General features: G+C 67.3%; 10 protein-coding genes. 3 read left to right on the plus strand and 7 right to left on the minus strand.

The window, feature by feature from the left end; all coding sequences use genetic code 11:
- Positions 1 to 25: 25 nt before the first annotated feature.
- From ACKY0W_RS20160 to ACKY0W_RS20170, 3 genes are all read right to left on the minus strand, one after another.
- Positions 26 to 3,142 (minus strand): RND family transporter, encoded by a 3,117-nt coding sequence (locus ACKY0W_RS20160; protein WP_082108291.1) that lies wholly within the window; start codon positions 3,140 to 3,142, stop codon positions 26 to 28.
- A 69-nt stretch (positions 3,143 to 3,211) separates the two neighbouring features.
- On the minus strand, positions 3,212 to 3,646 hold the full coding sequence (locus ACKY0W_RS20165) for a DUF6188 family protein (protein ID WP_046284846.1): 435 nt from the start codon (positions 3,644 to 3,646) through the stop codon (positions 3,212 to 3,214).
- Positions 3,647 to 3,736: 90 nt separating this feature from the next.
- Positions 3,737 to 4,195: a PaaI family thioesterase gene (locus tag ACKY0W_RS20170; RefSeq protein ID WP_046284847.1), complete on the minus strand. Its 459-nt coding sequence runs from the start codon at positions 4,193 to 4,195 to the stop codon at positions 3,737 to 3,739.
- A 206-nt stretch (positions 4,196 to 4,401) separates the two neighbouring features.
- On the opposite strand from ACKY0W_RS20170, the gene ACKY0W_RS20175 reads away from it, so the two are divergent.
- Entirely contained in the window at positions 4,402 to 5,091 is a 690-nt protein-coding gene (locus ACKY0W_RS20175) for a TetR/AcrR family transcriptional regulator (RefSeq protein ID WP_046284848.1), read from the plus strand.
- Positions 5,092 to 5,242: 151 nt separating this feature from the next.
- Here the strand turns inward: ACKY0W_RS20175 and ACKY0W_RS20180 are convergent, their stop codons facing one another.
- Together ACKY0W_RS20180 and ssd are read right to left on the minus strand one after the other, a co-directional pair.
- A complete protein-coding gene (locus ACKY0W_RS20180; protein ID WP_409435521.1) occupies positions 5,243 to 6,277 on the minus strand; it encodes a TadA family conjugal transfer-associated ATPase in 1,035 nt (344 codons plus the stop codon).
- Positions 6,274 to 7,338, minus strand: coding sequence for a septum site-determining protein Ssd (gene ssd / locus ACKY0W_RS20185; protein ID WP_409437867.1), 1,065 nt, complete (start codon positions 7,336 to 7,338; stop codon positions 6,274 to 6,276). Before ssd ends, ACKY0W_RS20180 begins: the two co-directional genes overlap by 4 nt.
- Positions 7,339 to 7,783: 445 nt before the next feature.
- On the opposite strand from ssd, the gene ACKY0W_RS20190 reads away from it, so the two are divergent.
- Complete coding sequence (locus ACKY0W_RS20190) at positions 7,784 to 8,650, plus strand: HAD-IB family hydrolase (RefSeq protein WP_406756862.1); 867 nt, start codon at positions 7,784 to 7,786, stop codon at positions 8,648 to 8,650.
- Positions 8,651 to 9,086: 436 nt separating this feature from the next.
- Here ACKY0W_RS20190 and ACKY0W_RS20195 read toward each other — a convergent pair whose 3' ends face one another.
- Together ACKY0W_RS20195 and ACKY0W_RS20200 are read right to left on the minus strand one after the other, a co-directional pair.
- On the minus strand, positions 9,087 to 9,833 hold the full coding sequence (locus ACKY0W_RS20195; protein ID WP_409435522.1) for an oxidoreductase: 747 nt from the start codon (positions 9,831 to 9,833) through the stop codon (positions 9,087 to 9,089).
- A gap of 87 nt (positions 9,834 to 9,920) precedes the next feature.
- Positions 9,921 to 11,351, minus strand: a complete 1,431-nt coding sequence (locus tag ACKY0W_RS20200) for an RNA-guided endonuclease InsQ/TnpB family protein (protein ID WP_409435523.1) — start codon at positions 11,349 to 11,351, stop codon at positions 9,921 to 9,923.
- Between the two features lie 231 nt (positions 11,352 to 11,582).
- Here ACKY0W_RS20200 and acs point away from each other — a divergent pair, with 231 nt between their 5' ends.
- Entirely contained in the window at positions 11,583 to 13,535 is a 1,953-nt protein-coding gene (gene acs, locus ACKY0W_RS20205) for an acetate--CoA ligase (protein WP_409435524.1), read from the plus strand.

Raw genomic sequence — 13,535 nt, forward strand, 5'->3', positions numbered from 1 at the left:
GCCGTAATCCCCCAATCTGCGGCGGTTACAGGGTGCCTGTGTCGTAATACGGATCGCTCAGGCGGGCCTGACGGTGTGGAGGTGGGATAGAGCGCGGCGTGTTGGGCCACCAGCTGGCTTCGCGCAGGAGTGTGGCGATGGCGGGGACGGTGAGGGTGCGAACGAGGAATGTGTCGAGTAGGAGTCCGCAGCCGATGATGAGGCCGACTTGGATCATGATCGCGATGGAGCCGAACATCAGTCCGAACATGCTGGCGGCGAAGATGATTCCGGCCGAGGTGATGACCGAGCCGGTGCGGGCGACGGTGCGCAGTACCCCTACGCGAATGTTGTGTTTGGATTCCTCCCGCAGCCGTGAGACGAGCAGCATGTTGTAGTCGGCGCCGACGGCTACCAGGATGATGAAAGCCAGCAACGGGACGGGCCAGGCGATTTCGTAGCCGAGTCCCCATTGGAAGACCAGCACTCCGATGCCCAGTGAGGCCAGGTAGTTCAGCACGACCGTCCCCAGCAGGTATAGCGGGGCGAGCAGGGCGCGCAAGAGCAGGATGAGGATGAGTCCGACGATGACCAGGGTGCTGATGGCCAGTTGGGTGAAGTCAGCCGACAGGAGCCGTTGGATGTCGGAGTTGACGGCGGGGAACCCGGCAACGGCGATAGTGGCGTTGGCCAGGGTGGTGTTGGGGCGGGCGGTGTCGGCGGTCTCGACGATCTGGCGGGCGAGGGTGATCGCCTGCGCGCTGTAGGGGTCGTAGCTGGATTCGACGACAAAGCGGGCGGTTTTGCCATCGGGTGAGAGGAATTGTTTGGCAACGTCGGTGAATTGACGGTTATCGAAGGCACTGGCGGGCAGGTAGAAACCGCTCGCTGCGTCAGAGCCGGCGCTGGCGCGGGCCGAGTTCTGCAGTTGGGCGGCGACCTGGCCCATCCGAGCCAACATTTCGATGTTGCTGTCGGCCAGGGCGTGCACACCGGCGGCCAGCGCTTGCGCCCCGGAAGCGAGTTGGCCGACGCCCTCTTGGAGCCGGCCGATGTTGCCGGCCGGGTCCGCGGGATCACCCTGAGTTCCGAAGGCCTTGTCAAGTGCTGCGGCAGCGGCTTGTATGTCGGCAAGGGTGCCAGCAATGGTGGCGTCGGTGTCAGGGTTGTAGCGATCGCCGAGGGTGGCGACTTCGGTGAAGAATCCGTTATCGCGCAAACTCACCAGGATCCGGACCTGGTTACGGATTTGCGCGCATTGCGGCGTGGTGGCACACCACTCGGAAGTGTTCAGGCCATCGACGAGGGGGGCCAGCACGGCGAGGGCGGTTTCGGCTTGATCCGCCCGCGACCGCAGCCCGGGGCCGGATTGGATGGCTTGGTCGACGGTGGGTGCGGAGGCCGAAAGTTCTTGCAGCAACGGTCGAGATGACCACAGCAGGGTGTCACCGGATTGGGCTCGGGCCAGTACGCCCGACAGCGGGGTCAAGATCGCGTGCAGGGCGGCATCGAGCTGGGCCAGGCCGCCAGCGAGTTGATCGGCGCCGTCGGTGAGTTGAGTGAGGTCGCCTTTTCGTGCGTCGCCATCGGCGACGGCGTCGGCCATCTTGTCGCCGATCTGCCTGTTCTGCCAAGACAGTTGGGCTTGTTCGAGACGGGTGCCGGTGGGGCGGGTTATCCCGATGACTTTGGTGACCCCGGATACTTGGGCGACCCGGGAGGCCATCTCGTCGAGGTCGGCCAGACCTTTGCTGGTGCGCATGTCGTCGGGGTTCTCCACGACGAGAAATTCGGTGATGACGACGTCTTTGGGGAAGTGGCGATCCAGCAGTTGGTAACCCTGGTTGCTGGCGGTGGTGGCAGGCTGGCCTTTGCGGTCGTCGTAGCTGATCTTCATCGTGGTGGCGATGGCCGAGAGGGCCAGCAGGATCACCAGGCTCACGGCCAACAGTGGCACCGGCCGGCGGACCACCGCGACAGCGACACTGTTCCAGTAGCGGCGGGTTCGATCGGATTTCGGCTCGCCGATTCCACGGCGGGCGGCCAGCGCCAGCACCGGCGGCAACAGGGTCACGGTGGCCAGGAATCCGACCAGCACGGCGACCGCGCAGGCCGGGCCGAGCCCGGCGAAAACACTGAGGCGAGCGAAAACCATGGCAAAAAAGGCCAGCGCAACGGTGGCCGCCGAGGCCAGGATCACGCGCCCGATGCTGGCGGTGGCATGAATGACGGCCTGATCGGCGGGGACATGTGCGCGGCGCTGTTCGTGGTAGCGGCTGATCAAAAACACCGTGTAGTCGGTGCCCGCCCCGAGCAGGATCACGGTCATGAACGCCACGGTGAACTGCGAGACGGGCATGCCGCTCTCGCCGAGGACAGACAGCACACCACGGCCGACGGCCAGGCTGACCCCGATCACCAGCAGGGGCAGCAAGGCGGTGAACACCGACCGGTAGACAATCAGCAGGATCAGTGCGATCAGCGCGGCGGTGGCGATCGAGATCAGCAGCAGGTCGTGTTCGGCGGCAGCGATCTGGTCGTTGAAGGTGGCCGCCGGGCCCGTCACGTGCACGGTCGTCGGTGAACCGGCGAATAAACCGGCGGCGATGTCGCGCACGGCTTGGACGGATTCGGCGGCCTTGGGGTCACCCAGGGTGCCGGCCACACCCACCGGCAGATACCAGGCTTTGCCGTCATTGCTGGTCGCATGCGCCGCGGTGACCGGGTCGGCGAGCAGATCTTGAACCAGCAAGACGTGGTCGGTATCGGCGCGCAGCTGCACCACCAACTGCTCATAGCGGTTGCGCACCGGCGCGGTTAAGCCGTCGGGGTCTTCCATCGCCACGACCAGCATCGTTTTGGAGCCCTGTTCACCGAAGGCCGCGCTCATGCGGTCCACGGTTTGAAACGACGCGGCGTCGCGGGGGATCAGGTTCACCGATTGCTGCCGTACCACCGTTTCCAGCTGCGGGAACACCAGTGCAAGCAGCACGGCGACGGCGATCCAGCCGCCGATGACCAGTGCTTTATGACGCACCGTGAACCCGGCCAGTGTTGCTAACCGGCTGCTGTACTCACTGGATTGGCCCGGATCGGCCACCCCGTTGCGGGCCCGCACAGGCAGGGTTGCCGTGCCCGCACCGCCCGGGTTGTCCGCACTCACCGCGCCTGCGCCCACGAAAGACGCTGCCGCCGGTCACAATGACTCGGCTGCCGGCGATGACGAAGATCCTTAGTTGGGGGTCGTTGCACCGGCATTGTCGTCCTCGTCGTAGGGGATGTCATGGCGGACCACCTTGACCCTGCCGTGCGGCAGGCACGCCATGTAACCGTGGTGTTTGCCGTAGAGCTCCCAGGCGGTGGCGCGCTCGTTGGCGCTGACCTCGATGCGCAGGCCGTTGGAGAAGCTCAGGAGTAGCCGACCGGAATCGTCGTGGCATGCCTTCGTGCACACCGCACCCGCCAGATCCAGTAGCGGACGTTGGTGGGCGGCGACCTCGCGCGGGTCGATGAGCACTTCCTCGGCCGGAAACTCACCGCTAGCCGGCAGGGCAAGCCACAGCAGGCAACTGATGACTACCTCGTTGGCGTCATCAAAGCTCAACACCAGATCACCCTGCAACGACATCCGCTGCACGGTGCAACCTTCGATCCACGTGGTGTACATCGCGCACCTCCGTCGACGCCCAACCGGTCTGCACTGAAATGGTACGGCAAGTAGCGCTGCGCTACTAGTAATAGCGTTACGGGTTGCGGGTCAGGATTCCGGATCGCTCGGCGCCCCGTTGTCCCCGAGCCGCCGAAGAAGATGTTCGAACGCTGCTACGTCGCCATAGGCGGCGAAGTGATCGGCGGTGACCACGACGAACACCGCATTTGCGGTGAATCGGGTGGCCCCCTCGGGGTCGGTGCCGGTTGCGCCGATGTGCAGCACGCGGCCTTCCCGGGAGGCAATGTGCGCGGTGATGCGGTGGGATCGATGCAGCACGACCGGCTGGAGGTATTCGACGGTCAGGCTGCGTGTCACAGCGGGCGCGCCGGCAATCCACAGCGCGAACCCCAGCACGTCGTCGCAGGCGGCGGCGACCGCCCCGCCGTGCGCCAGACCGGGCGCGCCGACGTGGCGTTCGTCGAAAGTCACGTCCGCGTACACCGTGTCGCCGCTGCGGTAAACCACCAGCTGCAGACCGTGCGGATTCTGCGGTCCGCAACCCATACACGTCCGAGTATGTGCGGGCAGCAGCTCAGGCCGTGCCGCACCCGAGCGGCCGGACGCGACATCGTGATGCGGTGAGTGATCGGCCACCAACGACACCTTCGGTACACATAGTTTCGCTGCGCTACCGTTGGTACGGTACCCGTTACGGGCGGTGACGCGGGTAATTGGTCGGGAATCTGGAATGAGGCGAGGGGTGAGTGGGTGTGAGCAGCGAGCAGGTACCGCCGGTGCCCGATGACGACGATATTGACCCCCGCCGGACCCGGTCGCGCAACCGCTTGCTCGACGCCGCGACCGCGCTGCTCAGCAGCGGTGGCATCGAAGCCGTCACCATCGAGGCGGTCACCAAAGCTTCCAAGGTGGCCCGCACCACCCTCTACCGCCATTTCGGCAGCTCATCGCAGTTGCTCGCGGCCACCTTCGAGCGACTCTTACCTCAAGTAACCCCACCCGGGCCGGCCAGTGGGACATTGCGCGAACGACTCATCGAACTGCTCACCCGACAGTCTGCGCTGTTCGCCGACGCCCCAGCACACATCACCATGCTGGCCTGGCTCGCCCTGGGCCCGACCACAATCGATCACGCCAGCACCGAACATGCCCCGCAGGCGCTGCGAGCGCGGGTCATCAACCAATACCGGCAGCCCTTCGACGCCATCCTGCAAGACATTGAGGCCGCTGCTGAATTCGACGGCCTGGACCCGGATCTCGCACTGTGCCAACTCATCGGACCACTCGCGTTCGCACGAATGACCGGCCTGCGATCCATCACCGCACACGACTGCGCCCGCATCGTCGACGACTTCCTGGCCACTCACCGGACCCAGGAAGCCCAATCCGCAGTTCCACAGCCCGACGGTCAAAGGGGCACAGACGACAACCGCCCGGGGTGAGCCCTCTCCCGGGGCGCAATCAGTGCAACCGGGCAGGCGACAGGAGAAACGGGCCGGGATGGCAGCCGCGCAATCCCTAGGCGGGCACACCGTGCGATTCAATCGTTCCCGATTAGGCTGATCGGCACGGGACGCACCTAATCGGTAACAGTCATACACACATGCTCGCGACACCAGATAAGACGGCCGCCGCCAACTGGCTGTGCAGGCCCGCACGGTCCAGACCACCCAGTGCGGCAAGCGCTTCGAGGCGGGCCGGGACTTCAGCGGGGTTGTTGGCGTGCACGGTCCCGGCACCGCCGTCGTGGCCGGTGTTCAATGCGGCGAGCAGGTCGACCACTTCGGCGCCCCGGACCTCGCCGACCACCAACCGGTCCGGCCGCATCCGCAGCGCCTGCCGGACCAACTCGCGCAGCCCCACCTCGCCGGCGCCTTCAACGTTCGCCGCGCGGGCCACCAGCCGGACCAGATGAGGGTGGCGGGGTTGCAGTTCGGGAGCGTCCTCGACGCAGACCACACGCTCGCCTTCGTTGACCGCGCCGAGCAGGGCGGCCAGCAGGGTCGTCTTGCCGGCGCCGGTACCGCCGGAGACCAGAAACGCCAGTCGGGCGGCGATGATGTCGGTCAGCAGCGCCGCTGCCGGCGGCGCAATGGCGCCCGCGGCGGTCAGTGCGGCGAGGTCTTGGGTGGCCGGGCGCAGCACCCGCAGCGACAGGCACGTGCCATCGGCAGCGACGGGCGGCAGGATCGCGTGCAGACGCACGGTGAACTCGCCGGCGCCTCCGACGTTGAAGCCGTGCAGCTGCCCGTCCACCCAGGGTTGGGCGTCGTCGAGCCGGCGTCCCGCCGCCACTGCCAGTCGTTGAGCCAGCCGGCGCACCGCCGCTTCATCGGCGAACCGGATCTCGGTGCGCCGCAGGCCTGCCCCATCGTCGACCCACACGGCGTCGGGCGCGGTGACCAGGACGTCGGTGGTGCCCGACGCGCACAGCAGTGGTTCCAGCACCCCGGCGCCGGTCAGTTCGGTCTGCAACACTCGCAGGCTGGACAGCATTTCGGTATCGCCGAGCACCCCACCGGATTCGGCCCGGATCGCCGCGGCCACCGCCTGGGGGCGTAACTCCGACGATCCCCCGGACTCCGACGCCAGCCGCTCCCGGACCCGGTCGATCAACGAATCCCTCATGATGCCAAAGCTTTCCGCTGGGGCAACATTTCGAGTACTCGTCCGGCTGCCACCGCCAGCGCCGAACGCCGATGCAAATGCAAGCCCGTATGTTCGAGTCGCTCGGCCAGTCGCGGCTCGGCCCGCAATGCGGCCAGCAAGGGTAGCCCGACGATCTCTGCCACCTCCGCGGCTCGGAGTCCGCCGGGGGCCGGCCCCCGTACCACCAGGCCGACATTGGGGTTCAGCGCGCGAAGACGCGGTGCGATCGCGGCCCCGGCCGCGCACGACCGCACGTCGCAGGGACTGATCACCACGACGAGATCGGCGGCGCTCAGCGCGGTCTCGACCGGGTCGGCCCACGTCCGGGGCAGGTCGCAGACCACCGTCACCCCGCCTCGACGGCCGGCATCCACGACTGCGTCGACGGGGCCGGTTTCGACTCCAGGGGTCTCCTGGGCCGCGTCGCCCCGCCGAGCGCCGGACAGCACACTCACCCCGTGGTGGCGGGGCAGGGCTCCGCGCAGCGCCGGCCAAGTCAGCCGCCCGCTGTGCTGCGCCAGGTCGCACCAGCGCAGGCCGGCGGCATTCTCGGTACCGGCGAGCAGATCGATACCGCCGCCCCAAGCGTCGAGGTCGACCAACAGCGCATCACCTGCCTGCTGGGCCAGCGCCGTTGCCAGCAACGATGCGCCCGCTCCCCCACGTGCGCCGATCACCGCGATGACGTCGCCGCGGCGCGCCCCGTCCCGCACCGACTCGCCGGCTTCGGCCAGCTCGGCCACCAGTTCGTCAGCTTCGGCGGGCAGCGCGAGGACCCGTTGCGCCCCGACGACGACGCCGGCTTGCCAGGCGAGGGTGGTGGGCTCGCCGGTGGTGAGCACGACGACGTGGGGGCGGCGCGGTAATCGGGCCGGGCCGCAGCGGGCGGCAGCCTGCTCGTCGAGCACTACCGCGGCAGCGGCGGACCAGGCCCTGCGGTTCGGTATCGCCGAGCCCAGGTGGATCACGCGGACACCCACCGCCGCGGCCACCCGGTCCAGTTCGTCGCGTAGCGCCGATTGGGTGACGAGGGCCAACAGGCGGGTGGCTGTGCTCACCGCCTCACCGTGGTGCGACGCACCCCGCGACGCCAGCCAATTCACACCAAGTGTGGATGAAATTCGCGACTGTGGATAACTCGAAGTAATGCGTTATCTAAAAAACCAAACTAATGGTACGAGAAGCCGGATCTGTAACACGTTCCAGTCAGCAAGAGGGGGCTCCGGCGAACAACTTACCGGTTAAAAAAGACGACCCCCGCCAGGGGGGGAGGAGGCGGAGGTCGTCGCGTATCAACCCCGGGGGGTCGGGCCGATACACCCTCAGCATAAGCCGAGTGATGCCACTATACACACGACAGGGTGGTCCGGCGCAAGTGTTTGCGAGTGTTGCTATCGAATGGCGACTCAAATCTCGCACTACGTGTGAAGTGCTCTTTCTGCCGTAGCACCGGGCTGGCCGGCCTCCCGGACCTATGCTGTGGCGGTGTCCGCACCCACCCCGCAGCCGCAGTCACCGCCTACCTCACCTGCGGCATCCGGCGACCCTTCCGGGGCTCCCCGAACCCGCACGGCCGCCTTCTTGGACCTCGATCAGACGGTGATCGCGAAGTCCAGCGCGCTGGCCTTCAGCAAACCCTTTATGGATCAGGGACTGATCAACCGTCGTACCGTGCTCAAGTCGAGCTACGCGCAATTCCTGATGCTGTTGTCCGGCGCCGACCACGATCAGATGGAGCGAATGCGCGCCCACCTGACCAACATGTGCACCGGCTGGAACGTGGAACAGATCAAGGCCATCGTCAACGAGACGATGCACGATATCGTCACGCCTCTGATCTTCGCGGAGGCGGCCGAGCTGATCGCCGATCACAAACTCTGCGGCCGCGACGTGGTGGTGGTCTCGGCCTCCGGGGAGGAGATCGTGGCGCCCATCGCCCGGGCACTCGGCGCCACCCACGCCATGGCGACCCGGATGGTCGTCGCCGACGGCAAGTACACCGGGGAGATCGCGTTCTACTGCTACGGCGAAGGCAAGGTGCAGGCCATCCGCGAACTGGCCGCCCGCGAGGGCTACCCGCTGGAGCACTGCTATGCCTACTCGGACTCGATCACCGACCTACCGATGCTGCAGGTGGTCGGACATCCATCGGCGGTCAATCCCGACCGCGCGCTGCGCAAAGAGGCGATCGCCAACGGCTGGCCGGTGCTGACCTTCTCGCGGCCGGTGTCGCTGCGTGACCGCATCCCGGCGCCCTCCGGTGCCGCGCTGGCCACCACCGCCGCGGTCGGCGTCAGCGCACTGGCCGCGGGCGCGCTGACCTACTCCCTGCTGCGCCGACTGGTGCCCTGAACCCGCTTCCAGCAAACATCGCTGATCACAATCCGATGACACGACACACGTCGTATGCGATTGACCCTTGCTGTGTCGTGCGTCACGTAGTACAAAGGAAGCACGGAAGCCGGTAAGGCCAGGGTCGACCCGGAAGAGAAGGATCGACCTCCCGAACCGCACTTCCCAGTACGGAGAGCGGTACCCACGCGGAGCCACAGCCGCGAAGATGGCAGAAGTGTTGCGGGCCTGCGTAATTGCGGAACGTGATCGGTGTTGCCAGCCCTTTGGGTGGGGTTGCAGCCGAAGAACACCGCAGGAGCGCCGAGGCCACCCACGCAGCCCAAGTTGGACGCTTGGTAACCGTGTACCGTGCTAGCGGGCGGCGAGCCGAATCATTCGGAGCGCCGCCCGCTTCGTTCGTTCCGGGTGGTCTTCAAGCAGCCCGAATCAGCGCCTAGCGACCGGCCTCAGCTATCCCCAGCGCATCGAGCGCACCGGTGCGCATCGCGCCGCAACACAGCAGCAGCCAGGCGGTGACACCCTCTGCTGAACCGCTCGCGAAATCCGTCGCCGCCCGTCGATAGTCCCGGGCGTTGCGCATCCAGGTCACCTCGGGGACGCCCAGCCCGTGACGGTCCAATCCGCTGGCGATGGTGACCAGCCGGGCCGCGCCCCGGGCCACCACACCGTCGGCGCTGCCGAACGGCGCCAACGTCAGTATTTCGCCGTGCACCACCGCGGCGAAGACCGGGGCGGCCACCGAGGTGCCGCCGGTGGCCAGGTCGGCCAGCATCTCCAGCCGGCGCCCGACGGCCGCGCCACCCTCCGGCCGGCCGAGGCGCTCCTCGTCGACGAGGTCCGCGGCGGCCAGCACATGCAGCCGAGCCAAGGCCTGCAGCGGCGCACGCCGCCACACCTCAACCAGCGTGGTCTCGCCGCCTTCCAGAGCCTGGGCCACCCGCAGGGCACCGGCGAACACCGGGTCGGAAGTCGAGGCGGCGTCCACGGCCGCAGGGCCCCCGTCGAGCACCGACGACGCCCGGGCCGCCCGCAGCGACGCCTCCGCGGCGCTGACCGGCCAGCCCCGCATGTTGGTCTTGTGCCGGTGCACCCGAGCCAGCTCGTCGCGAACCTGCTCACTGGCCTCTGCGACACCGGGCAGCGCAGCTAACGGGGCCAGTGGATCCTCCGAAGTGGTCACGGGCTGTGACACTACCGGCGAGGTGATTCAAGCGTGTCGGACAGCTGTGGTGACTGTTCGGCACCGCCCTTCTCGGGCGTCGTCGGTTCAGGCCGCCGGCGCGGCCTGGACATCTGTTCCCGCGTCAACCGGGCTGGTTTCACCAACACGGGGGTGTTGGCCAGAGCCGTCCCGTCGGCGGGCATTGGTGGCCCGGCCTCCTGCTTGGGGGGCCGGGGATCGGTGCAGAGCATAGTAGTTTTGACCCCATCGGGCCAGGTTCGTCGCGGCGTTGGCGTCACGATCCAGGCGATGGCCGTGTGCGCAGGTGAATACCCGGTCGGCCAGGCTCAGGTCGGTTCGGCGGTCGCCGCAGATCGAACAGAGCTGACTTGACGGGTACCAGCGGTCTGCGGTGATGACCTCACCGCGCCGCCATGCCTGCTTGTAGTGCAGTTGGCGGCCGAACTCGGCCCAGCCGGCATCGGATATTGCGCGGGCCAGCCGGTGGTTGGCTAGCATTCCCGCCACGTGCAGGTCCTCGATGACGAGCCGGTCGTGGGTCTTGACCAGCTGGTTGGAGACCTGGTGTGCGAAATGCCGCCGCATATTAGCGACATGATGGTGATGCCGGGCCAAGCGGGCCGCGGCATCGAGACGGTTGTGTGATCCTTTCTGCTTGCGGGACAACGATTTCGCAAGTCGGCGTTGCTTGGCGATGCCGGCGGCGAGTGCTTTGGGTGCGTCGGTGAGGCGTGCGACCTCAATGCCAGCAGCGTCAGCGGCGACCACGAATGCTGATAGCCCCCGGTCGACGCCGATCCAGCCGCCACCGTCGTCGGCTGCGCGAGGGTGGTGTCGCTGGCTGGGGTGCAACTCGGCGGCTTCGGTGGTCAGCGAGACCCACCACCGCCCCCCACGCTGGGACACGGTAGCGAACAGAATCTTGGCCCGGCCTTTGGCGAGCATGCCCCGCAGGCGGCGAGTGTCGTCGTGAACCCCGATCTGACCCACGCCGGGCAGGGTGACCGAACGTGGCCGGTCGCCCTCGCCGACCCGGATCGCCGGCCGCCGGTTCTTGGGGTGCTTGTTGCGCAACCGAAATGACGGGATCGAACGGGCCTTCTTCTTAAAGCGAGGGAAGCCGACGCGCTCGCCCCTGCGTTTCCCGGACCGCGATTGCGACCACGCCGCGAGTCCTCTACCCAGGTCGACGGCTGCTTCCTCGAACACCTGCTGCCGCACCTCGGTGCGCCACGCCAGGCCGACGGCGACGACCTCTGCCACACCGGCGTTATTGACGGCAAAGACCCGCCCCGCTTCTGCGGTCTTCTTCCATGCGTTGAACGTATTGATCAAATCAAACCCGGTCCACGGCACCTCGACGCCCGCGTCGGTGCGCCGCTCGGTCAGCGCGGTCTTCACCAGACGAACGCACTGGTTGAACGCAAATCGTGCCGCCCCGGCGTGCCGAGCCAGCACGTCGCACTGCTCGACCGTGGGATCGAGGCAGAACTTAAACGTGGTGTGACGCGCCATCACCGCAGAACCTGCCACTCCCCACCGACAAGTCTCGTGCGCAAGCACTGAGCCAGCATTTGGACCACAATGATCCCCTGCGATGCTCTAAACCGTCGGACCGTGGACACGACCGACCTCGGTAGTCGACTCGGCCTAGGTGAAGGCATCACACAGCCCAGGCGTCCGCCTGACTCAGCCACATCGCCCTACTCCTGCGGCGAATCAGGCACACGCCTAGGCTCGGTGACCGTGACCGCAACACCCGCCGCTTCAGCGCCGTCGTACCCACCCGCCGCCGAGTTCGTCGCCCAGGCCAACGCGGGTCCGGAGTTGTACCGCGCAGCCGAATCCGATCGGCTCGCGTTCTGGGCCGAGCAGGCCAACCGGTTGAGCTGGGCAACGCCCTTCGCCGAGGTGCTCGACTACTCAGACGCTCCGTTCGCGCGCTGGTTCGCCGACGGCAAACTCAACGTCGCCTACAACTGCGTGGACCGCCATGTCGAAGCCGGCCACGGCGACCGGGTGGCGATCCACTGGGAGGGCGAGCCGGATGGCGACGCCCGCACCATCACCTATGCGGACCTGCTCGCCGAGGTCTCCCGGGCGGCTAACGCGCTGACCGGGCTCGGCTTGGTCGCCGGTGACCGGGTGGCCATCTACCTGCCGATGATCCCCGAGGCGGTCATCGCGATGCTGGCGTGCGCGCGGCTGGGCGTTTTGCACACGGTGGTGTTCGCCGGGTTCTCCGCGCACGCGCTGCGTTCCCGCATCGACGACGCGCAGGCGAAGGTGGTCATCACCTCCGACGGGCAGTTCCGCCGCGGCCAGCCGGCACCGCTCAAGCCTGCGGTCGACGAGGCGGTAGCCGATGCTCCGAGTGTCGAGCACGTTCTGGTGGTGCGCCGCACCGGTGGCGAGGTGGCCTGGAACCCCGACCGCGACCTGTGGTGGCACGACGTGGTGGATCCGGCCGCACCGCAGCACGCCCCCGAGGCGTTCGAAGCAGAGCAGCCGCTGTTCCTGCTCTACACATCGGGGACCACGGGCAAGCCCAAGGGCATCGTGCACACCAGTGGCGGTTATCTGACGCAGGCGGCCTACACCCACCACTACGTCTTCGACCTCAAGGCCGCCTCCGACGTCTTCTGGTGCACCGCCGACGTCGGCTGGGTCACGGGCCACACCTACTCGGTGTACGGGCCGCTGGCCAACGGCGCCACCGAAGTGATCTACGAGGGCACCCCGGACTTCCCGGACCAGCACCGGCACTTCCAGATCATCGAAAAGTACGGTGTGACCATCTATTACACCGCGCCCACGTTGATCCGCACGTTCATGAAGTGGGGCCGCGAGGTCCCCGACGCCCACGATCTGACCAGTCTGCGACTGTTGGGTTCAGTCGGTGAACCGATCAACCCGGAGGCCTGGCGCTGGTACCGGCGAGTGATCGGCGCGGACGCCGTCCCGGTGGTCGACACCTGGTGGCAGACCGAGACCGGCGCGGCGATGATCACCCCACTGCCCGGTGTGGCCGCGGCCAAACCGGGTGCCGCGATGACCCCGCTGCCCGGGATTTCCGCTCGCATCGTCGACGATCACGGCGACCTGCTGTCTCCGGATGACGCTGCCGGGGAACCGGTTTCGGGCTACCTGGTCATCGATCAGCCGTGGCCGTCGATGACCCGCGGGATCTGGGGTGACTCGCAGCGTTTCATCGAGACCTACTGGTCGCGCTTTGCCGAGCAGGGCTGGTACTTCGCCGGTGACGGCGCCCGCTACGACGCCGACGGCGATATCTGGGTACTGGGCCGGATCGACGACGTGATGAACGTGTCCGGGCACCGCATCTCCACCGCGGAGGTGGAGTCCGCTCTGGTCGGTCACGAAGCGGTGGCCGAGGCCGCCGTCGTCGGCGCCATCGATGAGCAGACCGGCCAACGGATCTGCGCGTTCGTGGTACTGGCGGCATCCCACAGCCACGTGGGCGGCACGATCGTCGACGACCTGCGCGAGCGGGTCACCGTGGAGATCTCCCCGATCGCCAAGCCCCGCAACGTCCACATCGTCCCGGAGCTGCCCAAGACCCGCAGCGGCAAAATCATGCGCCGGCTACTGCGCGACATCGCCGACGGCCGCGAACTGGGCGATACCTCAACCCTGGTGGACCCCAGCGTGTTCGACGCGATCCGGGCGGCCGACTGA

The organism is Mycobacterium sp. SMC-14, assembly GCF_046250075.1.
Classification (GTDB): domain Bacteria; phylum Actinomycetota; class Actinomycetes; order Mycobacteriales; family Mycobacteriaceae; genus Mycobacterium.